This is a genomic window from Micromonospora sp. NPDC005252 (genome assembly GCF_042872475.1).
Lineage (GTDB): Bacteria > Actinomycetota > Actinomycetes > Mycobacteriales > Micromonosporaceae > Micromonospora.
Genome location: NZ_JBIAKN010000001.1, coordinates 657148 through 682359, shown reverse-complemented (window position 1 = coordinate 682359; position 25212 = coordinate 657148). Strand labels below are relative to the sequence as shown.

Annotated in this window: 28 protein-coding genes, 1 tRNA gene and 1 pseudogene; 9 read left to right on the top strand and 21 right to left on the bottom strand. The window is 72.4% G+C overall.

Annotation, left to right across the window (positions count from 1 at the left end; translation table 11 throughout):
* Positions 1-112: 112 nt before the first annotated feature.
* From ACFYPH_RS03340 to ACFYPH_RS03325, 4 genes are all read left to right on the top strand, one after another.
* On the top strand, positions 113-535 hold the full coding sequence (locus ACFYPH_RS03340) for an HIT family protein (protein WP_355132863.1): 423 nt from the start codon (positions 113-115) through the stop codon (positions 533-535).
* Positions 536-609: 74 nt separating this feature from the next.
* On the top strand, positions 610-1272 hold the full coding sequence (msrA, locus tag ACFYPH_RS03335) for a peptide-methionine (S)-S-oxide reductase MsrA (RefSeq protein ID WP_387178527.1): 663 nt from the start codon (positions 610-612) through the stop codon (positions 1270-1272).
* 363 nt (positions 1273-1635) lie between these two features.
* Positions 1636-2565, top strand: a complete 930-nt coding sequence (locus ACFYPH_RS03330; RefSeq protein ID WP_363940143.1) for a ribonuclease Z — start codon at positions 1636-1638, stop codon at positions 2563-2565.
* Positions 2562-3071 carry a GNAT family N-acetyltransferase gene (locus tag ACFYPH_RS03325; RefSeq protein WP_355132859.1) on the top strand — a complete coding sequence of 170 codons (510 nt, stop codon included), beginning with the start codon at positions 2562-2564 and terminating at the stop codon, positions 3069-3071. The genes ACFYPH_RS03330 and ACFYPH_RS03325 overlap by 4 nt, the downstream gene beginning before the upstream one ends.
* 232 nt (positions 3072-3303) lie before the next feature.
* Here the strand turns inward: ACFYPH_RS03325 and ACFYPH_RS03320 are convergent, their stop codons facing one another.
* Together ACFYPH_RS03320 and ACFYPH_RS03315 are read right to left on the bottom strand one after the other, a co-directional pair.
* Positions 3304-4674, bottom strand: a complete 1371-nt coding sequence (locus ACFYPH_RS03320; RefSeq protein ID WP_354854182.1) for a cystathionine beta-synthase — start codon at positions 4672-4674, stop codon at positions 3304-3306.
* Between the two features lie 72 nt (positions 4675-4746).
* Positions 4747-5103, bottom strand: coding sequence for a YkvA family protein (locus ACFYPH_RS03315; RefSeq protein ID WP_354854181.1), 357 nt, complete (start codon positions 5101-5103; stop codon positions 4747-4749).
* A 150-nt stretch (positions 5104-5253) separates the two neighbouring features.
* Between ACFYPH_RS03315 and ACFYPH_RS03310 the strand changes: the two are divergent.
* The 3 genes and pseudogenes from ACFYPH_RS03310 to ACFYPH_RS03300 all read left to right on the top strand — a co-directional run.
* Positions 5254-6335 (top strand): annotated as a pseudogene (locus ACFYPH_RS03310) (SGNH/GDSL hydrolase family protein); the annotation flags it as partial.
* Positions 6327-7115 carry an SGNH/GDSL hydrolase family protein gene (locus ACFYPH_RS03305; protein ID WP_387179344.1) on the top strand — a complete coding sequence of 263 codons (789 nt, stop codon included), beginning with the start codon at positions 6327-6329 and terminating at the stop codon, positions 7113-7115. The pseudogene ACFYPH_RS03310 and the gene ACFYPH_RS03305, both read left to right, overlap by 9 nt.
* A 78-nt stretch (positions 7116-7193) precedes the next feature.
* A complete protein-coding gene (locus ACFYPH_RS03300) occupies positions 7194-8456 on the top strand; it encodes an acetyl-CoA C-acetyltransferase (protein ID WP_387178521.1) in 1263 nt (420 codons plus the stop codon).
* Positions 8457-8463: 7 nt separating this feature from the next.
* Here ACFYPH_RS03300 and ACFYPH_RS03295 read toward each other — a convergent pair whose 3' ends face one another.
* From ACFYPH_RS03295 to ACFYPH_RS03280, 4 genes are all read right to left on the bottom strand, one after another.
* Entirely contained in the window at positions 8464-8784 is a 321-nt protein-coding gene (locus tag ACFYPH_RS03295) for a hypothetical protein (RefSeq protein ID WP_354854177.1), read from the bottom strand.
* Positions 8785-8830: 46 nt separating this feature from the next.
* On the bottom strand, positions 8831-9589 hold the full coding sequence (locus ACFYPH_RS03290) for a Bax inhibitor-1/YccA family protein (RefSeq protein ID WP_354854175.1): 759 nt from the start codon (positions 9587-9589) through the stop codon (positions 8831-8833).
* A 136-nt stretch (positions 9590-9725) separates the two neighbouring features.
* Positions 9726-10541, bottom strand: a complete 816-nt coding sequence (locus tag ACFYPH_RS03285) for a Bax inhibitor-1/YccA family protein (protein WP_354854173.1) — start codon at positions 10539-10541, stop codon at positions 9726-9728.
* A 111-nt stretch (positions 10542-10652) separates the two neighbouring features.
* Positions 10653-10733: transfer RNA gene (locus tag ACFYPH_RS03280), tRNA-Leu, on the bottom strand.
* 101 nt (positions 10734-10834) lie between these two features.
* Here ACFYPH_RS03280 and ACFYPH_RS03275 point away from each other — a divergent pair.
* Complete coding sequence (locus ACFYPH_RS03275) at positions 10835-12694, top strand: hypothetical protein (protein WP_387178516.1); 1860 nt, start codon at positions 10835-10837, stop codon at positions 12692-12694.
* Positions 12695-12752: 58 nt separating this feature from the next.
* Here ACFYPH_RS03275 and ACFYPH_RS03270 read toward each other — a convergent pair whose 3' ends face one another.
* From ACFYPH_RS03270 to ACFYPH_RS03215, 12 genes are all read right to left on the bottom strand, one after another.
* Positions 12753-14084 (bottom strand): NAD(P)/FAD-dependent oxidoreductase, encoded by a 1332-nt coding sequence (locus ACFYPH_RS03270; RefSeq protein WP_387178513.1) that lies wholly within the window; start codon positions 14082-14084, stop codon positions 12753-12755.
* 103 nt (positions 14085-14187) lie between these two features.
* Positions 14188-14751: a hypothetical protein gene (locus ACFYPH_RS03265; RefSeq protein WP_355062975.1), complete on the bottom strand. Its 564-nt coding sequence runs from the start codon at positions 14749-14751 to the stop codon at positions 14188-14190.
* 19 nt (positions 14752-14770) lie between these two features.
* Positions 14771-16213, bottom strand: a complete 1443-nt coding sequence (locus ACFYPH_RS03260; protein ID WP_387178510.1) for a DUF58 domain-containing protein — start codon at positions 16211-16213, stop codon at positions 14771-14773.
* Positions 16213-17220: an AAA family ATPase gene (locus ACFYPH_RS03255; protein WP_387178507.1), complete on the bottom strand. Its 1008-nt coding sequence runs from the start codon at positions 17218-17220 to the stop codon at positions 16213-16215. Before ACFYPH_RS03255 ends, ACFYPH_RS03260 begins: the two co-directional genes overlap by 1 nt.
* The gene (locus ACFYPH_RS03250) at positions 17220-17807 is read right to left on the bottom strand and encodes a hypothetical protein (RefSeq protein ID WP_387178505.1); all 588 of its coding nucleotides are present in this window, start codon (positions 17805-17807) and stop codon (positions 17220-17222) included. Before ACFYPH_RS03250 ends, ACFYPH_RS03255 begins: the two co-directional genes overlap by 1 nt.
* 22 nt (positions 17808-17829) lie before the next feature.
* Positions 17830-18639 (bottom strand): DUF4129 domain-containing protein, encoded by an 810-nt coding sequence (locus ACFYPH_RS03245; RefSeq protein WP_387178502.1) that lies wholly within the window; start codon positions 18637-18639, stop codon positions 17830-17832.
* Between the two features lie 20 nt (positions 18640-18659).
* Entirely contained in the window at positions 18660-19400 is a 741-nt protein-coding gene (locus tag ACFYPH_RS03240) for a uracil-DNA glycosylase (RefSeq protein WP_355062969.1), read from the bottom strand.
* Positions 19393-20079, bottom strand: coding sequence for a dienelactone hydrolase family protein (locus ACFYPH_RS03235; protein ID WP_354854158.1), 687 nt, complete (start codon positions 20077-20079; stop codon positions 19393-19395). The genes ACFYPH_RS03240 and ACFYPH_RS03235 overlap by 8 nt, the downstream gene beginning before the upstream one ends.
* A gap of 211 nt (positions 20080-20290) precedes the next feature.
* On the bottom strand, positions 20291-20797 hold the full coding sequence (locus ACFYPH_RS03230; protein ID WP_363938792.1) for a hypothetical protein: 507 nt from the start codon (positions 20795-20797) through the stop codon (positions 20291-20293).
* A 130-nt stretch (positions 20798-20927) separates the two neighbouring features.
* The gene (locus ACFYPH_RS03225; RefSeq protein WP_363938794.1) at positions 20928-21941 is read right to left on the bottom strand and encodes an HAAS signaling domain-containing protein; all 1014 of its coding nucleotides are present in this window, start codon (positions 21939-21941) and stop codon (positions 20928-20930) included.
* Positions 21938-22270 (bottom strand): PadR family transcriptional regulator, encoded by a 333-nt coding sequence (locus tag ACFYPH_RS03220; protein WP_234584103.1) that lies wholly within the window; start codon positions 22268-22270, stop codon positions 21938-21940. Before ACFYPH_RS03220 ends, ACFYPH_RS03225 begins: the two co-directional genes overlap by 4 nt.
* Before the next feature lie 138 nt (positions 22271-22408).
* Positions 22409-22774 (bottom strand): hypothetical protein, encoded by a 366-nt coding sequence (locus ACFYPH_RS03215; protein WP_387178497.1) that lies wholly within the window; start codon positions 22772-22774, stop codon positions 22409-22411.
* Positions 22775-22862: 88 nt separating this feature from the next.
* Between ACFYPH_RS03215 and ACFYPH_RS03210 the strand changes: the two genes are divergently transcribed.
* Positions 22863-23054: a hypothetical protein gene (locus ACFYPH_RS03210; RefSeq protein WP_387178494.1), complete on the top strand. Its 192-nt coding sequence runs from the start codon at positions 22863-22865 to the stop codon at positions 23052-23054.
* Between the two features lie 96 nt (positions 23055-23150).
* On the opposite strand, the gene ACFYPH_RS03205 is transcribed toward ACFYPH_RS03210, so the two are convergent.
* From ACFYPH_RS03205 to ACFYPH_RS03195, 3 genes are read right to left on the bottom strand one after another with little or no spacing between them, the layout of a single operon-like run.
* Complete coding sequence (locus tag ACFYPH_RS03205) at positions 23151-24092, bottom strand: exopolyphosphatase (protein WP_387178491.1); 942 nt, start codon at positions 24090-24092, stop codon at positions 23151-23153.
* 35 nt (positions 24093-24127) lie between these two features.
* Positions 24128-24649, bottom strand: a complete 522-nt coding sequence (locus ACFYPH_RS03200) for an amino-acid N-acetyltransferase (protein WP_234584104.1) — start codon at positions 24647-24649, stop codon at positions 24128-24130.
* Positions 24646-25203 carry a DUF501 domain-containing protein gene (locus ACFYPH_RS03195; RefSeq protein ID WP_354854148.1) on the bottom strand — a complete coding sequence of 186 codons (558 nt, stop codon included), beginning with the start codon at positions 25201-25203 and terminating at the stop codon, positions 24646-24648. Before ACFYPH_RS03195 ends, ACFYPH_RS03200 begins: the two co-directional genes overlap by 4 nt.
* Positions 25204-25212: the final 9 nt, after the last annotated feature.

The following is a 25212-nucleotide window of genomic DNA, read 5'->3' as shown; positions in this document are numbered from 1 at the left end:
GGCGGGCTGGAACGGAACCCGCGCTCCGGGTGGGGACGGGCCTGTCCGGCCCGGCCCCCACGTGCCGGCCAGGGGGCGGCGGGCCGGTCAGCCGGCGACATAGCCTGGGGCGATGAGCGGGTGCGTGTTCTGCGGGATCGTGTCGGGTGACGTGCCGGCGTTCCGGGTCGCCGACGAGCCGGACGGGGTGGCATTTCTGGACACCCGTCCGGTGTTCAAGGGGCACGTGCTGGTGGTGCCCCGGGCGCACCTGGTGACCCTGGCCGAGCTTCCGGCCGACCTGCTGCCCGGCTACTTCGCGCTGGTCCAGCGGCTGGCGGTGGCGGTGGAGGCCGCTCTGGGGGCGGGTGGGACGTTCGTGGCGGTGAACAACAAGGTGTCCCAATCCGTTCCGCACCTGCACACCCACGTGGTGCCGCGAACCAAGGGCGACGGGCTGCGGGGTTTCTTCTGGCCGCGCACCCGGTACGCCGACGACACCGACGCACAGACCTACGCCGACCGGATCGCCGCCGGCCTGGGTGGCGGGGCCTGAGTCACAGTGGCACGGGTAAGGAAGAAAGACCCACCGGTGTTACACGCTGGGAGAGGTACGAGAGGAGTCCCACCGTGTTCCTGCGCCGTATGAACGCCGAGATGATTTCGCCCGAGCAGGCCCTGCCGGGCCGGCCGATCGCCATGCCGGTCGCCGACCGCCACGAGGTGCTGGGCACCCCGCTGAAGGGCCCGTTCCCGGAGGGTCTCCAGGTCGCCGTCTTCGGCATGGGCTGTTTCTGGGGTGCCGAGCGGCTGTTCTGGACGCTGCCCGGCGTCTACACCACCTCCGCCGGCTACGCGGGCGGCATCACCAAGAACCCGACGTACGAGGAGGCGTGCTCCGGCCGGACCGGGCACGCCGAGGTAGTCCAGGTGGTGTACGACCCCAGCAAGATCACGTATGAGGACCTGCTGAAGGTCTTCTGGGAGAACCACGACCCGACCCAGGGCATGCGCCAGGGCAACGACGTGGGCACCCAGTACCGGTCGGCGATCTACACGACCAATGACGAGCAGCGGGCCATCGCGGAGTCGTCCCGGGACGCCTTCCAGCCGATCGTGAGCCGGGCCGGCAAGGGTGAGATCACCACCGAGATCGCCCCGCTCGGCAGCTACTACTTCGCCGAGGACTACCACCAGCAGTACCTCGCCCCGACCAAGAACCCGAACGGGTACTGCAACCACGGCCCGAACGGGCTGAGCTGCCCGGTCGGCGTGGCGCGTACCGCTGGCTGACCCACCTGCCTGAGCGCGATGCCCGGCCGCCGACGAGGTGGCCGGGCATTCCCGTCTGGCCCTGTGATCGAAATCCGTTGCCGCGCCCGGCGAGAACTCGATAACGTGGCCGTACACGTGAAAGGAGGTGGTCCAGACTTGTATAGCAATCGGACTCGTGAGGTGGCTGTCAGCTAGCCGCTGTCCTCGACAGTGATCCGTCCGCCGCGAGGCGGGCAACCAGTACGACCGTCGAGACCGTGTGGCAGCGGTGCGGCGAATCCACGACAGCCACCCGACCCCCGGGGTGCCGGCCAAGTCCAGCCGGCCCGCGCGACAGCGCGGAGCGCCCCGGGGGTCGCTCCATATCTGTGGGAGATCAGCGTGTCGATGCGCGAGCTGGTGATTCTCGGGACGGCCAGCCAGGCCCCCACCCGGCAGCGCAACCACAACGGGTACGTGCTGCGCTGGGACGACGAGGTGATCCTCTTCGACCCGGGCGAGGGCAGCCAGCGGCAGCTCCTGCACACCACGGTCACCGCGACCGACCTGACCCGGATCTGCGTCACGCACTTCCACGGCGACCACTGCCTCGGCCTGCCCGGCACCATCCAGCGACTCTCGCTGGACCGGGTGTCGCATCCGGTCGCCGTGCACTTCCCGGCGGGCGGCGCCGAGTACTTCGCCCGACTGCGGCACGCCACCTCCTTCTACGAGACCGCCGAGCTGGCGGTCACCCCGATCGAGACCGACGGTCAACGGATCGCCCTGAGCTGCGGCACGCTGGAGGCCCGCCGGCTGCGGCACCCGATCGAGACGTACGGCTATCGGCTGGTCGAGCCGGACGGCTGCCGGATGCTGCCGGAGAAGCTGGCCGCGTACGGCATCGCCGGTCCGGCCGTCGGCGAGCTGATCCGCGACGGGCACCTGGACCTCGACGGTCGTCGCGTCACCCGCGACGAGGTGAGCGTGCCCCGGCCGGGGCAGCGGTTCGCCTTCGTGATGGACACCGGCCTCTGCGACGGGGTGTACGCCCTGGCCGAGCACGCCGACCTGCTGGTCATCGAGTCGACCTTCCTGGAGTCGGAGGCCGCGCTCGCCGCCGAGGTCGGCCACCTGACCGCGGCGCAGGCCGCGCGGGTGGCGACCGAATCGGGGGTACGCACGCTGGTGCTCACGCACTTCTCGCAGCGTTACCCCGACCCCCGCCGGTTCTTCGACGAGGCCCGCGGGCATTTCGACGGCGACCTGGTCATCGCCGAGGATCTGACCACCGTGCAGGTCCCGCCGCGCCGGGTAGCCTCGGCCGGATGACCGTCACGCTCCGCCCCGCCACCGACGACGACCTGATGGGGATCGGCGCCCTGCACCAACGCTCCCGGGTGGCCGCTTACTCGTCGTTCCTGCCGGCGGAGGCGCTGGCCGAGCCGACCGGGGAGGCGATGGGACGGTACTGGACCGAGCGGTGGGCCTGGGAGCGCGACAACCACCGGCTGACCGTGGCGGAACGCGTCGGCGTGCTGGTCGGCTTCAGCTACGTGGGCCCGGACGACGAGGACGACCCGGCGACCGGACTGCTCAACGCGATCCACCTGGACCCGGCCGAGCAGGGGCGGGGCACCGGCCGCGCGTTGATGGTGGACGCTTTGGACGCCATGCGGGCGCGGGGCTGGCAGCGGGCGGTGCTCTGGGTGCTCCGCGACAACGCCCACGCCCGCGCCTTCTACGAGCGCGGCGGCTGGACCCCGACGGGAGCGGAACGCGAGGAACACATGGGCACCGCCCCCGCGCCCCAGCTCCGCTACACCCGCCCCCTCTGACGCCCTGCTGCCCGACGATCGTGCGTTTCGTGGGGCGCTCGCCCACGTGCGGTTCGTGCGGCGTCCACCCCGCCCCGCCCTGCCTCACGGCCTTTGCTCTGCTTCAACATACGCAACACCGAGTGTCCGATTACCGGACACTCGGTGTTGCGTGGAGTGAAGCAGAGCAAAGGACCGGCAGAGGTGCCCGTGCCGCCCCGGAGGCGAGCATGCGGACAGGCGGGGGCGAGAACTAGTGGGCGCCGAGGTGAGCCAGGAGGTCCTGGCGGGTCAGGACGCCCTTGGGCTTGCCGTCGACCAGGACCAGCGCGGCGTCGGACTTCTCCAGCAGGCCGACGGCCTCGCTCACCGGCTGGCCGCCACCGATCATCGGCAACGGGTTACCCATGTGCCGCTCGATGGTGTCGTGCAGGTGGGCCTGACCGGTGAACAGCGCGTCGAGCAGATCCCGCTCGGCGATCGAGCCGGCGACCTCACCGGTCACCACCGGCGGCTCGGCCTTGAGCACCGGCAGCTGCGAGACGCCGTACTCGCGCATGTAGTCGATCGCGTCCCGGACCGTCTCGGTCGGGTGCACGTGCACCAGCTCGGGCAGGCCGCCCGGCTTGCTGGCCAGCGCGTCGGCCACCGTCGGCTCGTGGCCGGAGTTGTCCAGGAAGCCGTACCGGGCCATCCACGAGTCGTTGAAGATCTTGGAGAGGTAGCCGCGACCGCCGTCGGGCAGCAGCACCACCACGACGTCGTCCGGGCCGGCCTTGCGGGCCACCTCCAACGCGGCGACCACGGCCATCCCGCAGGAGCCCCCGACCAGCAGGCCCTCCTCGCGGGCCAGCCGCCGGGTCATCTCGAAGGACGCCTTGTCGGAGACCTCGACGATCTCGTCGGCCACACCCCGGTCGTACGTCTCCGGCCAGAAGTCCTCGCCGACGCCCTCCACCAGGTACGGCCGGCCGGTGCCGCCGGAGTAGACCGAGCCCTCCGGGTCGGCCCCGATGACCCGCACCCGCCCCTCGGACGCCTCCTTCAGATACTGCCCGATGCCGGAGATCGTCCCGCCGGTGCCGACGCCCGCCACGAAGTGCGTGAGCCGGCCCTCGGTCTGCTTCCACAGCTCCGGGCCGGTCGTCTCGTAGTGCGAGCGCGGGTTCGCCGGGTTGCTGTACTGGTCGGGCTTCCACGCGCCGGGAATCTCGCGGGTCAGCCGGTCGGAGACGTTGTAATACGAGCGCGGGTCCTCCGGCGCGACGGCGGTCGGGCAGACCACCACCTCGGCGCCGTACGCCCGCAGCACGTCCTGCTTGTCCTGACTGACCTTGTCGGGGCAGACGAAGACGCACTTGTAGCCCTTGAGCTGGGCCACCAGGGCGAGCCCGACGCCGGTGTTGCCGCTGGTCGGCTCGACGATCGTGCCGCCGGGCCGCAGCAGGCCCGCCGCCTCGGCGTCCTCGACCATGCGCAGCGCGATCCGGTCCTTCACCGAGCCGCCCGGGTTGACGTACTCGACCTTGGCGAGCACGGTGGCCTGGATGCCCTCGGTGACGTTGCGCAGGCGGACCAGCGGGGTGTTGCCGATCATGTCGACGACGTTGTCGTAGTACTGCACGGTGTGCCCTTCGTTGCGGCGCCGGCGACGGCGGCCGGGCAGACGTATCCTCGCCGACCAGCGTACGTGCCGTCAGGGCACCAGCCCCCCGGGGATGACCGAGCTGCGTCGGGCCTCCCATTCGAGGAAACGGTCGGTCTCGGCGAGCACGCTGCCGGCCAGCCAGGTGATCATCACCGCGTCGTCGGCCAGCCCGAAGATCGCCAGTGGGATCTCCGGCAGCAGGTCGATGGGCGAGACGATGTACGCCGTGGCCGCCGTCATCAGGGCCAGCCGGAGGCCACCGTCGTACTCCCCCCGGGTCGTGGCCCGGATCATCCGGGGCAGCGCCGCCAGTCGGCTGCCCAGCGAGGGCCCGCCGCGCGCCCCCGCCGCCAGTGCCCGCGCCAGGGCCGTGAACGCCGCGCTGCGCTTCAGTGTCTTCCCCATCGTCGCGCTCCTCTCCGCCGGATCAGCGTGGCGGGTCGGCGCAAGTCGGCCGGCCTCCACCGGACAGGTACCCCGTCTCGTCGGTTTCCAGGCACTCCCGAGCCGGGACGACGACAGCGGCGTGTCGGGCCGGCGCGATAATGTCGGCATATGGGGGTCGCTGGTTCTGTCGTACCCGTTGGTCCGCGCTGGCGGCAGGCCTGGCGGATCGCCCGGCTGGCGGCTATCGGGACGGGCGCCACCGCGGCGGCCGCGATGGCGACCGGCGGGGTGCTGCTCGGCCAGGCCCGCCAGGCCCGGCGCACCATCCCGATGGCCGAGGCCCCGCCGCCGCGCTGCGACGGGATGTACGGCGCGAAGTTCCCCGGCCCCCCGCTCACCATGGTCGTGCTCGGTGACTCGTCGGCGGCCGGCTACGGGGTGCACCGCCGCCGGGAGACACCGGGGGCGCTGCTCGCCACCGGCCTGTCCCGGCGGCTGCACAGGCCGGTCCTGGTGCGCCGTTTCGCGGTGGTCGGCGCCATCTCCGCGGCGCTCCGGCACCAGGTGGAGGCGGCGTTGGAGTGTGCGCCGGACATCGCGGTGATCCTGATCGGCGGCAACGACATCACCAACCGCACGCCGCGCGGCCTGGCGGTGCGCTACCTGGTCGAGGCGGTCCACGCGCTGCGCGACGCCGGTTGCGAGGTGGTCGTCGGCACCTGCCCCGACCTCGGCGCGATCCGGCCGATCCAGCCACCGCTGCGCTGGCTGGCGCACCGGTGGAGTCGCCAGCTCGCCGCCGCCCAGACGGTGGCGGTGGTCGAGGCGGGCGGCTCGACGGTGTCCCTCGGCGACCTGCTCGGCCCACGGTTCGCCGCCGAACCGCACCGAATGTTCGCCTGGGACCGGTTCCACCCCTCCGCCGAGGGGTACGCGATGGCCGCCGCCGCTCTGCTGCCGACGATGCTCTCGGCGCTCGGCTCCGGGCCGGAGCGACGGGCCACACCGGCGCGGGGCGAGGGCGTACGGTCGCTGCCAAAGGCCGCGCAGGAGGCGGCCCGGCACGCCGGCACCGAGGTCAGCGGCACCCAGGTCCGGGGCCGCGACCGAGGACCGGCCGGCCGGTGGGCGCAGCTGCGTCGCCGGGCGTTCTTCGGTGTCAACACGGTGCCGCAGTCCGGCTCCGCGACGGACACCTCGACAGTGGAGGGACTGGCATGAACGAGCGCAGCGAGCGGGGCGTGACCGCCGGTCTTCCCGGCCGCCTGGGTCGGGCGGCGGCGCTGTCGCTGCTCGCCGGCACGGTGGGCGGCGCCGCCGTCCTGGCCGGTGAGGCGTTCGTCGCCCGGCACCGGCGCTACGCCGAGCCGGAGCTGGGGCTGGCGTTGCGGGCCACGGTCGGTCGGGCCGACGCCGCGCCGCTGCGGCTGGTGCTGCTCGGTGACTCGTCGGCGTTGGGCGTGGGCGTCGACCGCCTCGACGACACCATCGGCGGACAGTTGGCCAACCTGCTCGCCGAGGGTCCGACCGGTCGCCGGGTGCACCTGTCCAGCGTCGGCGTCTCCGGGTCGCGCTCGACGGACCTGGCCACCCAGGTCGCCCGGGCCCTGCTCGGCGAGCGGCCCGACGTGGCGCTGATCCTGATCGGCGCGAACGACGCCACCGGGCTGCGCCGGCCCGCCGACGCGTCCGCCTATCTCGGGGCGGCGGTGCACCGGCTGCGGGAGGCGCGCGTCGAGGTGGTGGTGGGCACCTGCCCCGACCTCGGCGCCGTACGCGCCATCGCGCCGCCGCTGCGTCAGCTGGTCGGCTGGTCCGGGCGGCGGATGGCCCGCGCGCAGACCACCGCGGTGTTGGAGGCGGGCGGTGCGGTGGTCGACCTGGCCACCGAGACCGGGCCGGTCTTCCGGGCCGACGCGGGGACGCTCTGCCACGACGGCTTCCACCCGTCCGCCGACGGCTACCGGGTGTGGGCGCACGCCCTGCTGCCGGCCGTCGCGGCCGCGGCGGCGGTCGCCTCCCGGCGCTAGAGCACGCCCGGCCGGGGTGACATTTCCCGCCGCGCCTGCTTCTTCCGTGCCATGTTACCGGCGGGTTAACGTTGGCTCATGCCGATTGAGTCGTCCCGCGACGCCGTCATCGTCGCTACCGCCCGCTCCCCCATCGGCCGGGCGCACAAGGGGTCCCTGCGCGATGTCCGCTCCGACGACCTCGCCGCGACCATCGTCCAGGCCGCGCTGGACAAGATCCCCGAACTCGACCCGACCACCATCGACGACATCTACCTCGGGTGCGGCCTGCCCGGCGGTGAGCAGGGCTTCAACATGGCCCGCGTGGTGGCCACCCTGCTCGGTCTGGACACCGTTCCCGGCGCCACGCTGACCCGCTACTGCGCCTCCTCGCTGCAGACCACCCGGATGGCGCTGCACGCGATCCGCGCCGGCGAGGGCGACGTGTTCGTCTCCGCCGGTGTCGAAATGGTCTCCCGCTACGCCCGCGGCAGCTCCGACGGGCTGCCTCCCGAGGCGCAGGCCCTCGTCGGCGGCGGCTGGGAGAACCCGCGCTTCGCGACGGCCGCTGAGCGCTCGAAGCGCCGCGCGCGGGGCGGCGCCGAGGTCTGGACCGACCCGCGCGAGGCCGGTGAGCTGCCGGACATCTACCTGACCATGGGGCAGACCGCGGAGAACCTCGCCCAGGTGTACGACGTGACCCGCGCCGACATGGACGAGTTCGGTGTGCGCAGTCAGAACCTCGCCGAGAAGGCCATCGCCGACGGCTTCTGGGCCCGGGAGATCACCCCGGTCACCACGCCGGACGGCACCGTGGTGAGCACCGACGACGGCCCCCGCGCAGGCGTCACCCTGGATGCGGTGGCCGGCCTGAAGCCGGTGTTCCGTCCGGACGGGCGGATCACCGCGGGCAACTGCTGCCCGCTCAACGACGGCGCCGCCGCCGTCGTCGTGATGAGCGCCCAGCGGGCCGAGGAGCTGGGCCTGACCCCGCTGGCCCGGATCGTCTCCACCGGCGTGACCGCGCTGTCGCCGGAGATCATGGGTCTCGGACCGGTCGAGGCGTCCCGGCAGGCGCTGCGCCGGGCCGGCATGACCATCGACGACGTCGACCTGGTCGAGATCAACGAGGCGTTCGCCGCCCAGGTGATCCCCTCCTACCGGCAGTTGGGCATCCCGGAGGAGAAGCTGAACGTCATGGGCGGCGCGATCGCGGTCGGCCACCCGTTCGGCATGACCGGCGCCCGGATCACCGGCACCCTGCTCAACGCGCTGGAGTGGCACGACAAGACCATCGGTCTGGAGACCATGTGCGTCGGCGGCGGCCAGGGCATGGCCATGGTGCTCGAACGCCTGAGCTGACCCGACGTCAGAGCGCGCCGCGGGTCGCCGTCACCTCGGCGGCGGCCCGCGCCAGCGCCTCGGCGTCGGCCCCGGCGGCCAGCAGGTCGGCCGTCACCACCCGCAACTGGTCGGGTAGGGCCAGGTCGTTGTCCAGCCGGGGCACGGTCCGGCGGGGCTGTCCCTCGGCGTCGGCGGCCAGATTGGCGATCTCCTGCACCAACCGGTGCATCAGGTCGGCGCGGGGCACGTTGCCGGTGGTCGCGGCCGCCGCCCAGCGCGGCTGCTCCCAGTGCCCGACCTGGCGGACCAGCAACTGCACGGCCCGCTCCAACTCCGCTGCGCTCATCGCCGCCGAGTCTACGGCCGGCGCCGACCCCGACATTCCGGGCCACTCAGCGGCGCAGGTAGCTGAGCAGCCGTAGCAGCTGCCAGTAGAGGAAGACCAGGCCGGTGAGCAGGCCGAACGCGCTCAGCCACGCGTACCGGCGGGGTCGGCCGTCGCGCACCGAGCGCTCGACGAGGTCGAAGTCGAGGATGAAGCTGAACGCACCGGCGATGATCGCCACGACCGAGAAGGCGTACGGCAACCAGCCGACCTCCCCGCTGACGCTGTAGACCGCCAGCCCCGGCCGTCCGGAGATCAGGTACGACACCAGGTTGACCACGCTGAGCACGGCGATACCGAGCAGCGTGCCGATCACCAGGCGGGCCAGCCGGGGCGTCGCGCGGATCACCCGGGCCCGGTACAGCGCCGCCATGCCGAGGAAGACGCCGAAGGTGCCGGCCACCGCCTGCACCACGATCCCGGGGTAGACCTGCTGGAAGGTCCGGCTGGCGACCCCCAGCAGCAGCCCCTGGAGCACCGCATAGCCGACGATCGGCACCGGGTTGGTGATCCCCCGCAGCGAGATGACCAGGACCAGCACGATCGAGGCCAGGGCGCTGCCGGCCAGGGCCGCCCCCAACCACACCGCGTCGGGCACCACCGCCCAGGACACCGCGGCGGCCGCGCCGGTGAGCAGGAGCAATCCGACGGTACGCACCACCACGTCGTCGACGGTCATCGGCTCGACGTCGCGGGAGCTGACCACCCGGGACTCCAACCGGCCGGTCTCGTCCAGCCGGTTGAGCACCGGGTTGTTGCTGCGCACCGTCGCCTCCTTCGCCCGCGTACCCCTCGCAGTCACTCTGCCCCGGACGGCCCGGCGGCGGCGGCGAAACGGCGCGGACGACGGCGCCCGCCCCCGCGAGAGCGGGAGCGGGCGCCGGTCAGCGGGACGGACGAGATCAGTCGTCGCCCTGGAAGTAGCTCAGCAGGCGCAGGATCTCGATGTAGAGCCAGACCAGGCTGACCAGGATGCCGAACGCGGCCACCCAGGAGTAGCGCTGGGGCAGGCCCATCCGGACGCCGTCCTCGATCTCCTTGAAGCTGAGCACGAAGCTCAGCGAAGCGACCACGATGCAGACGAGGCTGAAGCCGATGGCGAGCGGGCTGCCGTCACGCAGACCCGTGTTGATGCCGAACAGCGCCAGCACCAGGTTGATCAGCATGACCGCGGCAAGGCCGATGATCACCGAAGTCATGACCTTGACGAAGACCGGGGTGGCCCGGATGATCTTCGCCTTGTAGATCATCGTCATCACGAAGAAGATGCCGAAGCTGGCCACGGCGGCCTGGAGCACGATGCCGTCGTAAGCGGACTCGAACGCCTTGCTGACCATGCCGACGAAGACACCTTCGACGACCGCGTACGCGATGACGAGCGCCGGGTTGGCCATCCGGGAGAACGAGATGATCAGGCCGAGCACCAGGCCGACGACCGCCGCGCCGATCCAGGCGGTGCCGACCAGCGCGTCGGGCACGAGCACCCAGGCGGCCGCGGCGGTGATGCCGAGGATGCCGAACAGCGCGACCGTCTTGACGACCACGTCGTCGACGGTCATCGGTGCCACGGCGGGCGGTGCGGCCGGGTAGCCGGCCTGGGACGGGTACTGCTGCGGAATGCCGGGCTGTCCGTACGGCCCGGCCGGTGCGTACCCGGCGGAGCGCTCCCGCTCGGCCGCCTGGCCGAGCCGGGCGAGCACCGGGTTCGAGGTCTTCACTGTCTGGCCTCCCTCAGGGGGTCGTTTGCACGTGAACGTGCACCCCAAGAGTAAACTGCCCGGCCCACTCCTGGTGATCACGATGGGAACGCGGACGCCGTGGCCGCTGGGTGCCCGGGGCGGGGGTCGAACCCGCACGCCTTTCGGCAGCCGCTTTTAAGGCGGCCGTGTCTGCCGTTCCACCACCCGGGCGGGTGGCACCCGCGCGCCGACACGCACGGTGCAGTGTCACCGTAGCCGGTCCGCGGCGACCCGGCGTACCCCGCCGGGCTGGCCACATTAGGGTCGATGCCGTGAGCAGCGCAGCCCCAACGGCCCCCGACGCCGCCCCTGACCAGGTCTTCCGTCTCGACGATCAGGTCAACCGCCGACCCCGGGCCGTCCGGCTGCTGGCCGCCGTCCGCCGCCACCGGGCGGATCTGCTGATCGCGGTGGTCTGGGTGGCGCTCGCCGGCTGGCTGACCCACGGCCTGTGGCCCGACCCGGGTGGGCGGACGTTGGCGCTCAACCCCGAGGACCAGACGCTCTACGAATGGTTCCTGGCGGTCGACGCGAGGGCGCTGCTCGGCGACTTCCACCTGCTCACCGACCGGCTCAACGCCCCGGACGGCGTCAACCTGATGGCCAACACCACTGTCATCGCGCTCGGCGTCGTCTGCGCGCCGATCACCCTCCTGCTCGGCGCGCCCACCACCTTCGCGCTGCTCGCCGCCGCCAACCTGGCCGGCACCGCCCTCGCCTGGTACCTGCTGTTCCACCGGACGCTGCGCGCCAACCGCCTCGCCGCCGCGCTCGGCGGCGGGCTGTGCGGGTTCGGTCCGGGCATGATCTCGCAGTCCAACAGCCACCTGCACATGACGGCGCAGTGGCTGGTGCCGGTGATCGTCTGGCTGGTGCTCCGGCTGCTCCGCGCGTCCGACCCCGGCCCCACGACACCCGACGCGACGGGCCGCGCCCGATCGGTCGGCCCGGACCGACGACGGATGATCAGCTCCGCTGCCGGGCTGGCCGCGGCCGTCACCGCGCAGGTCTTCATCGGCGAGGAGGTCCTCTTCCTCTGCGCCGTCACACTGCTGGTGATGGCGATCAGCTACACCGTCGCGGACCGGGACCTCGCCCGGCGCGCACTGCCCGGATTCGCCGGCGGGCTGGCGATCGCCGCCGGCCTGGCGCTGCTGGTGCTCGGCTACCCACTGTGGTTCCAGTTCGCCGGGCCGCAGGGCGTCGCCGACGGGATGTTCAGCCCGGCCTACTTCTCGGCCGACCTCAGCAGCTGGTGGGCGGTCTCCCCGTTGTCGGTCGCCGGCAGCGACGAGGCGTCCCGGCTGACCACCGGCCCCGCCGAATACAACACCTTCCTCGGCTGGCCGCTGCTGCTGGTCACCGCCGCCTGCGCGGTCTGGGCCGGCCGGCGCCGGCTGGTGCTCGCCTGCGTGGTGGCGGCGCTGGTGATGGGCGCGCTCTCCCTCGGCCCGGAGGTGGTGCTCGGCGGCACCCGCACCGCGCTGCCCGGCCCGTACGCCCTGCTGGCCGGGTTGCCGGTGGTGGACGGCGCGCTGCCGATGCGGTTCGGCCTGGCGCTGCTCCCGATCGTGGCGACGGTGCTCGTCGTGGCCGTCGACCGGGCACTGCGCGGCACCGGCCGGGCGCGGCGGCTGGTGCCGCTCGCCGTCATCGCAGCCCTGCTGCCGATCTTCCCGACCCCACTGCCGACCGCCGAGCGGCCCGCCGTGCCGGAGTTCATCACCGGCGGGCACTGGCGGCAGTGCGTCCGCCCGGGCGGTGTGCTGGTCCCGGTGCCACTGCCCACCCCCAAGGAACCGTGGCCGATGCGCTGGGCAGCCGCCGCCGACGCCGGGTTCGGCCTGCCCGAGGGGTTCTTCATCGGCCCGTACGGGCGCGGTGGCACCGCCGCCATGGGCACCTTCAAGCAGCCCACCTCGGCTTTGCTGGCCGACGTCGCCCGCCGCGGCGACCAGCCGGCCATCGGCGACGAGCAGCGCCGGCAGGCCGCCCGGGACGTCGACTTCTGGGGCGCGTCCTGCGTGGCGCTGGCCGACGACGCGCCGCACGCCGACAGCCTGCGGGCGACCCTGGAGCAGTTGTACGGCCCGGCCACCCGCATCGCCGACGCCTGGATCTGGCGGGTCTGACGCCGAGTATCGCGAAAGGGCCCCTCCTGAGCAGGAGGGGCCCTTTCGTCCAGTTTGCTCAGACGCGCGGCGCGCCCACCGGCTGGGATGCCTCGACGAACTCCTCGCGCGGGTCGTGCAGCTGGCCCAGGGCGACGACCTCGCGCTTGAGGAAGAACGCCAGCGACCAGTCCACCACCACCCGGACCTTGCGGTTGAACGAGGGGATCCGGCTCATGTGGTACGTCCGGTGCATGAACCAGGCCGGCCAGCCGGTCATCTTGATGCCGTACACCTGGGCGACGCCCTTGTGCAGGCCGAGGCTGGCGACGCTGCCGGCGTGCTTGTGCTTGTAGTTGACCGGCTCGCGGCCGCGGATCACCGCGACGATGTTGTCGGCCATTCGCGCCGCCTGACGCACCGCGTGCTGCGCGCTCGGCGAGCAGAAGTTGCCCGGCTCCTTGGTCAGGTCCGGCACGGCGGCGCAGTCACCGGCGCTCCACGCGCCCTCGATGACCCGCTCACCGTCGACCACCTGGAGGGTGGGAATGCAGGTGACCCGCCGGCGCTCGTCACGCGGGAAGTCCGTCGCGTCAAGCATTGGCGACGGCTTCACGCCGGCGGTCCAGACGATCGTGTCGGACCGGAAGCTGTCCCCGTCGGAGAGCTTGACCACCCCGTCGACGCAGGACTCCAGGCGGGTGTCCAGCCGGATGTCCATGTTGCGCTTCATGAGCTGCTGCACCGTGTAGGCGCCCATGTCCCGGTCGACCTCGGGCAGCACCCGCTGGGTGGCCTCGACGAGCACCCAGCGCATGTCCTCCGGCTTCAGCTCCGGGTAGTAGCGCAGGGCGTCCCGGGCCATGTCCTCCATCTCGGCGAGCGCCTCGATGCCCGCGTAACCGCCACCGACGAACGTGAAGGTCAGCGCCGAGCGGCGCACCTCCGCATCCGGGGTCACGGCCGCGACGTCCAGTCGGTCCAACACGTGGTTGCGGAGGTAGATCGCCTCACCGATGGTCTTGAACCCGATGCCCTGTTCGTGCAGGCCCGGAATCGGCAGCGTCCGGGACACCGAACCCGGCGCGACGATCACGTGGTCGTACGCGATCTCCCGGGCCGGGCCGACGATCGGCTGCACGGTGGCCACCTTGCGGTCGTGCTCGACCCGCGTGACCGTTCCCGCCACCACCTTGCACCGGCGCAGCTCCCGGCGCAGCGGCACCACGGAGTGCCGGGGGGAGATGTTCCCCGCCGCGGCCTCGGGCAGGAACGGCTGGTAGGTCATGTGGGGCTGGGGGTCCACGACGATGACCTCAGCCTCACGGGAGCTGAGCTTCTTTGACAGGCGCAGGGCCGCGTAGAGACCGACGTGCCCGGCACCCACCACAAGGATCCGCTTCGGATTCACGTCATCTATCTTTCCCCGCCGGGCTCAGGTAATCCCGCTCGCGCCCCCCATCTGTGACGGAACACAACCCCTGTGACCTGCATAACTCTGTCGCCTCAGGGGTTCACCTACGCCGCAGCAGCCAACCCAGCAACGCGACGAGACCCACCGCCACCACCAGCCCCAGCACGGTGACCCACTGATGACCGGCCTCCCCGCCCAGGCCCGCCGCCTGCAACAGCAGCACCCCCAGCACGGCCGTACCCAACAGCACCGCCGCCACCCGCAGCAACCACCGGGTGACCAGCTCCGGATCCACCATCGCGTCGTACGGCAGCAGCGCCGCCAGCGCGCACAGGGAGTGCCCCAGGTACAACAGCGCAGCGACGGCGAGCAGCCGCCACAACGCCACCGGTCGGCCGTATCCGTCGGTGGCGAGCAGCCAGCCGCCGGCCATGACCAGCGCCACGAAGGTCGGCCACAGCCGCCGCGGACCCACCGCGGGCAGCAGCGCCGCCACCGCCAGGAGCAGCAGCGGCCGGCCGGTCAACACCTCGGCGGGAAACGCCAGCGCCAGCCCGGCCAGCGCGGTGACGAAGATCGCGGCCCGGACCATCAGCGGAACGGCGCTGATCCGTGCAACAGCATCCTGAGCAGCCCGAACCCGCCCGGTGATCGCGTCGATCATCTGCCCACACCCTCGATCCTCACCGGGAACCGACCCTTGGGGCCGTCGCCAGCCGCGCCACGTCCCGCAGCACCTGGTCCAGGCTGCCCGCGCCGGCCCAGCGCACGACGGGCACGCCGTGCTCCCGGAGCTGCCCGATCATGGTTTCCCGGTCCAGCCGCCACAGGCGGTACGCCACCTCGGCCCAACCCCGATCCTTCGGCGGCGTCAGGTTGGCCGGCAGCGTGTCGACCGCCACCACGAACCGGCCGGAGCGGGCCAGCCGCGCCAGCATCTGCGCCGACCGCTCGTCCAGCAGCGGGGTGAGGACCACCACCAACGCGTCCGAGGAAAGCTGCTGCGGGCCGAAGACCTGGTCGTACGGCTCGTGCTGGGACGCTTCGGCGCGCACGTCGAGCAGCCACTCCAGGACGGTCAGGTACTGCCGGCGGCCGGCGGCCGCGCGCAACCGGCGGGCACCCGGCCCGTACTCCACAAGCGACACCCGGTCGCCCCGGTGCAGGTAGTGCTCGGCGATCGCCGCGGTGGCCCGCACTGTGGTGTCCAGCACCGAGGCGGAGCCGTCCACGCCGCCGGAGCGCCCCGCCTCGGCGAGCACGTCGAGCAGCACCACCACCTCGGCGTCCCGGTCGGAGAGGGTGGCCGCCACGTGCAACTGCCGGGCGCGCAGCGACACCCGCCAGTCGACGCGGCGGAGCCGGTCGCCGGGGGCGAAGATCCGTACGCCGGCCAGCTCGCCGCCCTCACCGGGCCGGCGGGAGTGGTGCGCGCCGACCAGGCCGGCGGCGCGGGGCATCGCCTCCACCGCCTCGAACGGTTCGGTGCGCGGATAGACCCGCACCCCGACCGGCTCGGTGAACACCGCTCGGGAGACCAGCAGGCCACCCGCCGTGGCGACCCGCGCGCCGGCCGGACCGACCGGGTGCCGGCCCCAGCGCAGAGCCCGGCCGGCCAACTCGAGGTCCACCGCCGCGGCGGCGGGCACTGAGGTCACGAACGGCCGATCGGCGACGGAGCGGCCGGTGCGGGCGGACGCGCCAGCAGCGGGCGGGGCGTCGGCGGGCGGGGCGTCGTCGGCCGGGCCGGTGCCGGCGAAACCGGCACGGGTGATCCGCAACCACGGCGAGACCCGGGACCGCACCACCACGAGGTCGTAGTCGACCGCGTCCGGGTTGCCGACACTGACGGCGGCCGACACCTCGCCACCCTCGACGAGCGGTCCGTCGTCCCCGGCGGTGATCCAGACCTGCGGCAGCGTCGTGGGCCGGCGGCGCAGCGCGTACGCGGTGCCCAGCGCGAACGGGGCCGCCAGCACGACGAGATCGACCCGCCCCAGCAGGACCCCCGCCACCAGCAACAGGCCGGCGAGCAGCACCGCTCGACCGAGCGCCGGGGTGGGCGCCCAGCCGGCGGACGACTCCGGCTCGGTGGATCGCGGCGCGGGCGCGGTCGGGCCGGTCATCAGCGCCGGAGCCCGCCGGCGGCGTAGCTGGGCAGCGCGCCGCTGGCCGGGGCGGGCGTCGCCTCCAACACCTCACCCACCACGAAGGCCGGGTCGACGCGGCGCAGCCACATCTCCGGGCGCAGGGTGATCCGGTGGGCCAGGGCGGGCGCCGCCACCTCCTTGACGTCCTCCGGCACCACGTAGTCCCGGCCGCCGAACACCGCGCGCACCCGGGACAGCAGCAGCAGCGCCAACGAGCCACGCGGCGAGGCGCCGACCAGCACCGACGGATGTTCCCGGGTGGCCGCGGTCAACGACACGATGTACCGGCCGATGGAGTCCTCCACCACCACGTCCTCCAGGGCGGCCTGCATCGCCCGCAGGGTGGCGGCGTCGACGACCGGTTTGATGTCCGCCTCCTCGCGGCGGCGGCCCATCCGACGGCGCAGCACCTCCCACTCCTCCTCGTGCTCCGGATAGCCGAAGGAGACCCGCAGCAGGAACCGGTCCAGCTGCGCCTCGGGCAGCGGGTAGGTCCCCTCGTACTCGATCGGGTTGGCGGTGGCCAGCACATGGAACGGCTCGTCCAGCTTGTACGTCACGCCCTCCACCGAGACCTGCTTCTCCTGCATCGCCTCCAGCAGCGCGGACTGGGTCTTCGGCGGCGTCCGGTTGATCTCGTCGGCGAGGAGCAGGTTGGTGAAGACCGGCCCGGCGCGGAAGGTGAAGTCGCCGTTGCGCTGGTCGTAGAGGAAGGAGCCGGTGACGTCGGCGGGGAGCAGGTCCGGGGTGAACTGGAGGCGGCGGAAGTCCAACCCGAGCGCCTGGGCGAAGGAGCGCGCGGTGAGCGTCTTACCCAGGCCGGGCAGATCCTCCAGGAGCACGTGCCCACCGGCCAGGATCCCGGCGAGGACCAGCTCCAACGCGTCCCGCTTGCCGACCACGACGGTGCCGACCGCGTCCAGGACGGCCCGGGCCAGGCGACCGACCTCGGCGGCGGGCATGCTCCGGTCCACGTCGTTCATCAGATGTTCTCCAGTTCGGCGACGATCACCGCGAGATCGCGCGGCGACGGGGGGCGGCGGGGCGGGGATTCCAGGAACGTCCACAACCGATCGCCCAGCAGGGCACGGGCACGGGCGGGATCCGACTCACGGGTCACCGAGTGCTTGAGGCGCAGCCGTTCGTCGGCCAGTTCCGCGAGCCGGGGCAGGATGACCCCGGTGAAGCGTTCGGGTCGCGTCGTGGACCAGTCCAGCGGGAGTTCCCAGCCGTTGATGGCGGCGCGCAGCGCGTCCCGGGCACCCCAGTTCCAGGTGCCGTCGTCGTCGTACTGATGACGCGGAGCACGAGACCTCGCCGCCGGTGGTGGCGCGAGCGCGGCAGCGACCCGGCGCACCCCGGACACCGCGAACACCCCGGCCACCAGGATCACCAGCGACACCTGCAGACCGACCGCCCGCAGACCGACGACCAGCACGGCGACCACTGCGGCGTTGCCGGCCAGGGCCCGCAAGACGCGCCCGGCCCGGCCACCCCGCTCACGCTCGGCCTGCCTCGGCCGTTCCTCCTCGAAGGTGAGCAGGTCGTCGATGCTGGCGCTGCCGCTCACCGTCGCACCACCCCCGGCCGGTTCACGACGGCACCTCGGAAGCGCCAGTCGTCACGATGGTGAGTTCACCGCGTAGCCGCCGCAGCGCGGCGCGGGCCTGGTCGCGGGTGCCCTCGTCGACCTCGCGCGTGGCGTACCGGGCCTCGCGGTAGACGTGCGCGAACTCGGCCAGCACGTCGGCGCTGACGATCGCCGGGACCCCGGTCGACGGGTCACCCCGCAGCAGCCGGGTGACCAGGTCGGTCGGGGTGTCGCCGGGCCGCCGGGGCACACCGGCCGCGGCGGCGGCCTCCTCGAGGCGTACCCAGCAGGCGATCACCGCGACGCGGGGATCGGTGGCCTGGTCGTCCAGCTCCACCAGGCCGGCGTCCAGGGCGGCGACCACTTCGCGGGCGGTGCCCTCGGCCGTACGCCGGGCCCGCTGCGCCGGCAGCGCCCGCGAGGTGCGGCGCAGCGCGCCACGGAGCAGGAGCCAGCTGAGATAACCCAGCACCGCGAGGATGGCCAGCCCGAGCAGAGCCATCGCCACGGTGGCGATCCACTGCGGGATGTGCGCCTGGGTGGCCTCGCCGGCGTCCCTCGGCTCGACCGGGATCGACGGCGGCGGCGACGGCATATCCGTCGGGTACTCGGGCACCCAGGGGACGTTCTCCGCGGCCGGCGGGATCTGACTGGCGCCGATCGACGAGTGCGCCGAGGCCAGTGCGGCGGCCGCGAGCAGCGCCGCCACCGCACCCACCGGCCACCACCGACGCAGCAGACCGAGCACCGGGCGGACCACACCCGACCCGGCGACCGGGGACGGCGTGGGCGGGCGCGTTCCGTTCGTCATCGCCACCACCCCACGCGTTCTCAGTCCACTTCGGCCAGCTGCTTGGCCCGGCCGAAGACATCGTCCAACATCCCCGGTGTCAGCCGCCCGGTGAAGGTGTTCTGCTGGCTGACGTGGTAGCAACCGAGCAACTCCGGCACGGCCGCGCCGGACCAGTGTGCCCCATGACCGAACGCCGGTCGCGGGCTGGGCGGGCGCTGCCCGTACACCTGGCGCAGCACCGGCCACCACGCGGCCCAGGCGAACGCGCCCAGCGCGACCACGACGCGCAGGGTGGGCCGGATCAGCGTGACCTCGCGGTGCAGCCAGGGCGCGCAGGTGTCCCGCTCGTCCGGGGTTGGTTTGTTGTCCGGCGGGGCGCAGCGGACGGCCGAGAAGATGCGGGTGTCGCGCAGCGCCAGCCCGTCGTCAGCGGCGACGCTTGTCGGCTGGTTCGCCAGCCCGGCCCGGTGCAGGGCCGCGAAGAGCACGTCGCCCGAACGATCGCCGGTGAAGATCCGGCCGGTGCGGTTGCCACCGTGCGCGGCGGGCGCGAGCCCGAGGATGGCGATCCGCGCGTCGGCGGGGCCGAAGCCCGGCACCGGTCGACCCCAGTACTCCTGGTCGCGGAAGGCGGCCCGCCGGGTGCGGGCCACCTCCTCCCGCCACCGGACCAGCCGTGGACAGGCGAAACAGTCACTGACCGCCGCGTCGAGGTCGGCCAGGTCCGTCGCCCGCGCGGCGCGGGCGACGACCTGGTCGGGCGTACGCGGCTCAGCCAAGCTTGGCCCGGAAGAGTTCGAGGGTGCGGGCCCAGGCGCTGGCGGCGGAACGCTGGTCGAACGCCTCCGGCCGGTCGTCGTTGAAGAACGAGTGCGAGGTGCCCGGGTAGTCGTAGAGCTGGCAGGTGCCGCCGGCCTCCTCGATGGCCCGGCGTGCGGTCTGCACACCCTCAGCGGCCGAGGTGCCGTCCTCTTCGGAGCAGTGGATGACGGCCGTCTTGCCGGCGTAGTCGACCCAGTCGGGGCGCATCGACTCCCAGGGCAGCACGGGATAGAAGCCGGCGGTGGCGACGATCCGCTCGGAGAGGGTCGCCGACCAGAGGGCGAGGCTGCCACCGGCGCAGAAGCCGACGGCGCCGACCTTGCCGGTTACCTCCGGCCGCCCCGCGAGGTAGTCGGCGGCGCTGGCGATGTCCTTCGCCGCCTCGTCCATCCGCATCGCCAGCAGCAGACGCTGCGCTTCGTCCGGCTCGCTGGTGGTCTCACCGTGGTAGAAGTCCGGGGCGAGGGCGACGAAGCCGGCCTCGGCGAACCGGTCCGCGACCGACCGGATGTGCGGGACTAGACCCCACCGCTCCTGGATGACGATGACGGCGGGGCTGGCCGTGCCGCTGGCGGGTATCGCGAGATACCCCTCGCTCGTACCCCCGTTGCTGCGGTAGCTCACCATGTCGCCCATCGGCCGTCCTCCTAGCGGTCAGTCATCGTTGGCTGGTCGCCCAGTGGTCCTACGTGCCGGTAGCCTGCCATGCCGCGCCTCCGCCGGGAAGACGCCGGAACAGTGGCATTCACCTCCTGTTCGCCGGACGGTGACCGGGGTATGCCGACGGCGGCGGGGAACGCTCCCCCGCCGCCGTCATCGGTCTCTCAGGTCGGTCTGACCTTTTCGGTCAGGCCTTCTTGGTCAGGCAGAGCACGTACCCCTTCTTGCCCGACTCGATGCTGTAGAAGACGTACCCCTCCTGGTCTTCCTTGAAGAACTCGTTGCAGGTGGTCTCGGCCTTGGCCTGGGCCTCGGTCTGCCCGTCGATCCGGCCGACCACGCTGTAGGCGGCGTCGGTGGAGGTGCACTCGACGACCTTGGCGCCGTCGACCTCCTCTTCCTTGTCGCCCTTGATCTCGGGCAGTTCCGCGATGCAGTCGCCGGCCTTGGCGTCGGCCGTCTCGTCCTTGTTCAGGAAGTTGCCGATCGCCGCGCCGAGACCGAACTTCAGGCCGGCGACGACGAGAAACACGACGATCGCGCCGATGATGCCGAGCGCCTTCTTCCCACCGGACTTCTTCGCCTCCGGCTCGGCCGGGGGCGGCGTCTCGACACCCGGCTGGGCGGGCGTCTCGACGGCCGGCTGCTGCGGCGCGGCGTCGGACGCGGGGGGCGGTGCGACCTGCTCTGACACGGGGGTTCCTTCCGAGGGGTGGATGAGCAGACGACACCGTAACGATCATTGATTTCCGGTGTCGTCCCGCTCGCCTCGTCCGTTCAGCTATTTCCCAGCATCGTGTGCATGATCTGGTTCACATCACCCGTCAGCTCGTCGCGGTCGGGGTCGGGTCGCCACTCGGTGTGGCACTCGGCGTCACGCTCGGGCTCGCCGTGCTCGGCGCAGGGGTCGGAACCGCCGGGGTCTCGCTCGGCGTCGACGTGCCGGTCGGCTGCGGCCCGCTCGTCGGCCGGCCGGGCATGCCCGGGCCTCGCGGCCCGAAGGGCGCCTGGTCCGGGCAGTACGGGTAGGCCCGCAGCAGCGGATTGCCGTAGGCCGCGGCCGGGTCGGCGCAGTCCGGATAGCCGAGCCGGATCGGGTTGCCGTTCTCGTCGAAGAGCCGGGCGTTCTCCACCAGCCGACCCTCGCTGTCGTAGACGAAGACGTCCCTGATCCGGTCGTACGGGTTGTCGACAGACGTCGGGTCGTAGCCGTAGTCGCCGTAGCGCATCCGGTTCTCGGCCTGCATCAGGGCCGAGAGCGCGAACACCACAAGCACCGCGCTGCCGACCTGCAAGGCGGACCGTGGCCAGCGGCTCAACTGACCGGATCGGCGACCGAGCCAGATCGAGGCGAGCACGAAACCGACGAGCATGATCAGGCCGGCCAGCAGCTCCCCACCGAACCGGGGCAGCAGACCGAAACTCCCACCCGTGGTGATCACGGTGACCAGCATCGCCGCCAGATAGCCGCGCGCTACCCACCAGCCCGGGCGCAGCAGACGGAGGAAGTCGCTGGCCGTCGCGTACCCCAGGGGTGGGCCGAGCCGGGTGTCGATCGCGCGCAGCCGGCCGCGGAGCCGGACCACGGCGGTGGCGACCCGCTGGTCGAGGTTGCGCCCACCGCCCACGCCGACGCCGGCAGCGGCGCGCAGCTCGGCGGCGTACGTCTCCGGCTCACCCAGCCGCTCGACGAGGGTGCCCTCGGCCTCGGCGGCGACCTCGGTGAGATGGTCGGCGAGATCCTCGGTCAGCTCGTTGAGCCGGTCGGGCGGCAGGTCGGCCAGAGCGGCCCGGACCCGCGCCACGTAGTCGGTGATCTCCTGCTCCGTGACGGTCATGCCGCCAGCCCCCGATCGTCGAGCAGAGTGTCCATTGTGGTGGCGAACGAGCGCCAGAGCTTGCCGGAGCGGGTCAACTGGTCACGCCCGGCGGCGTTGAGTGAGTAGTACTTGCGGTGCGGGCCGGTTTCGCTCGGCACGACGTAGGTGGTGAGCAGGCCGGCGGCGAAGAGGCGGCGCAGCGTGCCGTAGACCGAGGCGTCGCCGATCTCCTCCAGGCCGGCCTCGCGGAGCCGGCGCAGGATGTCGTAACCGTAGCCGTCCTCCTCCTTCAGGACGGCCAGGACGGCCAGATCGAGCACGCCCTTCAACAACTGTGTGGTGTCCACGCATTGCACACTAGTGTGCAATGCGAAGTACCGTCAACGATCCGCCCCTCGCCGCGCCGAGCGGGTGATCGACTCCAGATCGGCGATGTGGGGACTTCCGGCCAGCGGGATACCGCGACATCGCCGATATTGAGTCGATCATCGAGAACGCGGGGGGTCGTCCCGGTCTGCGGGATCAGCGGCACGACGCCCAGGGCCGGTCGGGCCAGACTCGGCCCCCCTGGCGGTCCAGCCCACGAATCTGGCGAACAGCTCGGCCGGGGATGGCGCCGGATTCGGATTGAGCTTGATCAGATCCGCAGTGGCCTCGAACAACAGGCCAGCCAGGTAGACGCTCAGGCCGACCCGGTCACGTCGGTACTCCATGGTCAACAACAGCCGCGCCGGCTGACATGGCCAAGCGGCGGCGCACACCCGGCACAGCCAGAGGGGGCGCATCGGCAGGTGCGGACGCACCGCCCGACGCTGGCGGTCGTGAACTGGGGGGACGCTGGACGCTGCCATCCCCCGATCGTGCTACTTCCGTAGACGGTCGTCAACCACGGTCGCTGTTACCGATCGTTGAACAATCGCTGGTACCTACCGTCAACCCATGGGCGAGTTCGTGGGGATCGCGGAGATTCGAGACATGCTCGGTGGCGTTTCACGCGCTCGGGCTTCCGTGGTCGCTTCCCGGCGCGATTTCCCCGCACCGCACCAGGTGTTACGGATGGGGCAGATCTGGCGGCGTTCCGATGTCGAAGCGTGGATCCGGCAGCACCGGCCAGACCTGAAGACGGACTGACCCTCAGATCAACACGACATCGCCGATGTCGGGGTATCCGAGCCGCCTTGACACCCCGACTTCACGGAAAGCGAGTCGATCAAGGACGCGGGTTGCCTACTGGAGGCTCCAGGCGATGCCGTCGAGGATGTCGTGCTCCGAGGCGACCACCGAGGGCATTCCGGCCCGCTCCATGATCACGCGGAGCACGAGCGCGCCCGCCCCGATCACGTCGGCCCGGCCCGGGTGCATCACCGGAATCTCCAGCCGCTGCGCGCTGGTCCGCGAAAGCAGGTCCGCGGTCACCTGGACCACCGCCTCGTACGACACCCGGGCGTGGTGGATGCGCTCCGGGTCGTACTCCCGCAGGCCCTGGGCGATGGCGACCACTGTGGTGACCGAACCGGCGAGGCCGACCAGGGTGGCCGCCTCGCGGCCGGGCACCGCCGCGAGCGCCCGGTCCACCACGGCGGCGATGTCGGCCTGCGCGGCGGCGATCTGCTCGGCCGTCGGCGGGTCGCCCGCCAGGTGCCGCTCGGTCATCCGGACGCAGCCGATGTCCACGGAGATCGCCGACCGCACGCCGGCCGCCCGGTCACCGACCACGAACTCGGTGGAGCCACCGCCGATGTCGACGACCAGGAACGGCTCCAACGCGTCGGCGGGCAGGCCGCGCACCGCACCGGTGAACGACAGCCGGGCCTCCTCGTCGCCGCTGACCACCTCGGGCTCGACCCCGAGGGTGGCCCGCACCATCTCGGTGAAATCGGCCGCGTTCGAAGCGTCCCGGGAGGCCGAGGTGGCGCACATCCGCACCCGCTGGGCGCCCAACTTCTCGATGTCGGCGGCGTACGACGCCAGCGCCACCCGCGTCCGCTCGATCGCCTCCGGCGCCAGCCGCCCCGTCCGGTCCACGCCCTGCCCGAGCCGGACGATTTCCATCCGCCGGGTCACGTCGGTCAGCGGGGCCTGCGGCCCGGCCGACTTCTCGGGCAGGTCGGCGACCAGCAGTCGGATCGAGTTGGTCCCGCAGTCGATGGCCGCAACACGCGTCGTCACCCGGCAACCCTACGACAACCGGCGACCCGCGCCGCTCACAGGCGCAGCAGCATCCGGGTGTTGCCCAGCGTGTTCGGCTTGACCCGCTCCAGGTCCAGGAACTCCGCGACACCCTCGTCGTACGAGCGCAGCAGCTGCTCGTAGACCGGCTGCGGCACCGGAGCGCCGTCGATCTCCCGGAACCCGAACGAGCCGAAGAACCGGGTCTCGAAGGTGAGCACGAAGATCCGCGCGACGCCCAGCTCCCGGGCCGCGTCGATCAGCTCACCCACCAGCCGGTGCCCGATCCGCTGGCCACGGCAGGACGGGTCGACGGCCACCGTGCGGATCTCGGCCAGGTCCTCCCACATCACGTGCAGCGCTCCGCAGCCCACCACGACGCCGTCGTCGGGCCGGACCGCCACCCGGAACTCCTGCACGTCCTCGTAGAGGGTGACGGTGGCCTTGCTCAGCAGCCGCCGGTCGTCGGTGTACGTGTCGACCAAGCGGCGGATGCCCCGTACGTCCCCGGTGCGGGCCCGCCGCACCAGGATCTGCCCCTCGGCCTGCGCTGTCATTCGGTCGAGGGCACGTCGACGCACGGGCCGCTCGCCCACCAGGGCTCGACCAGCGCCAACGTCTCGTCACCGAACGGGTTCACGCCGGGGCCGGCGCCCAGGGCGTGGCCCAGGTGCACGTGCAGGCACTTCACCCGGCCCGGCATCCCACCGGCGGAGATGCCCGCGATCTCCGGCACCTCGCCGATCGCCTCCCGGCGGGCCAGGTAGTCCTCGTGCGCGGCCCGGTAGTGGGCGGCCAGCTCCGGATCCGTCGTCAGCCGGTCGGCCATCTCCCGCATCAGCCCGGCCGACTCCAACCGGCTGCACGCCGCGGTGGCCCGGGGGCAGGTCAGGTAGTACAGCGTCGGGAACGGGGTGCCGTCGGCGAGGCGGGGCGTCGTCTCCACCACGTCGGGCAGGCCGCACGGGCAGCGGTGGGCCACCGCCCGGGTGCCCCGGGGCGTCCGGCCGAGCTGCGCCGCCACCGCGGCCAGGTCGGCCTCGGTGGCCGGCTCCCGCTGCGGCAGGGGTACGGAATCCGCCGCCGACTCCGGCGGTGGTGCGACAGTCACGGTGCTCGT

What these genes read in the sequence shown, in the direction of transcription:
- ACFYPH_RS03340 (WP_355132863.1), top strand. Translation starts at nt 113, where the DNA reads ATGAGCGGGTGCGTGTTCTGCGGGATCGTGTCGGGTGACGTGCCGGCG.
- ACFYPH_RS03325 (WP_355132859.1), top strand. Translation starts at nt 2,562, where the DNA reads ATGACCGTCACGCTCCGCCCCGCCACCGACGACGACCTGATGGGGATC.
- ACFYPH_RS03315 (WP_354854181.1), bottom strand. Translation starts at nt 5,103, where the DNA reads ATGGGGAAGACACTGAAGCGCAGCGCGGCGTTCACGGCCCTGGCGCGG.
- ACFYPH_RS03300 (WP_387178521.1), top strand. Translation starts at nt 7,194, where the DNA reads ATGCCGATTGAGTCGTCCCGCGACGCCGTCATCGTCGCTACCGCCCGC.
- ACFYPH_RS03295 (WP_354854177.1), bottom strand. Translation starts at nt 8,784, where the DNA reads ATGAGCGCAGCGGAGTTGGAGCGGGCCGTGCAGTTGCTGGTCCGCCAG.
- ACFYPH_RS03265 (WP_355062975.1), bottom strand. Translation starts at nt 14,751, where the DNA reads ATGATCGACGCGATCACCGGGCGGGTTCGGGCTGCTCAGGATGCTGTT.
- ACFYPH_RS03260 (WP_387178510.1), bottom strand. Translation starts at nt 16,213, where the DNA reads ATGACCGGCCCGACCGCGCCCGCGCCGCGATCCACCGAGCCGGAGTCG.
- ACFYPH_RS03255 (WP_387178507.1), bottom strand. Translation starts at nt 17,220, where the DNA reads ATGAACGACGTGGACCGGAGCATGCCCGCCGCCGAGGTCGGTCGCCTG.
- ACFYPH_RS03245 (WP_387178502.1), bottom strand. Translation starts at nt 18,639, where the DNA reads ATGACGAACGGAACGCGCCCGCCCACGCCGTCCCCGGTCGCCGGGTCG.
- ACFYPH_RS03235 (WP_354854158.1), bottom strand. Translation starts at nt 20,079, where the DNA reads ATGGGCGACATGGTGAGCTACCGCAGCAACGGGGGTACGAGCGAGGGG.
- ACFYPH_RS03225 (WP_363938794.1), bottom strand. Translation starts at nt 21,941, where the DNA reads ATGACCGTCACGGAGCAGGAGATCACCGACTACGTGGCGCGGGTCCGG.
- ACFYPH_RS03215 (WP_387178497.1), bottom strand. Translation starts at nt 22,774, where the DNA reads ATGGCAGCGTCCAGCGTCCCCCCAGTTCACGACCGCCAGCGTCGGGCG.
- ACFYPH_RS03210 (WP_387178494.1), top strand. Translation starts at nt 22,863, where the DNA reads ATGGGCGAGTTCGTGGGGATCGCGGAGATTCGAGACATGCTCGGTGGC.
- ACFYPH_RS03200 (WP_234584104.1), bottom strand. Translation starts at nt 24,649, where the DNA reads ATGACAGCGCAGGCCGAGGGGCAGATCCTGGTGCGGCGGGCCCGCACC.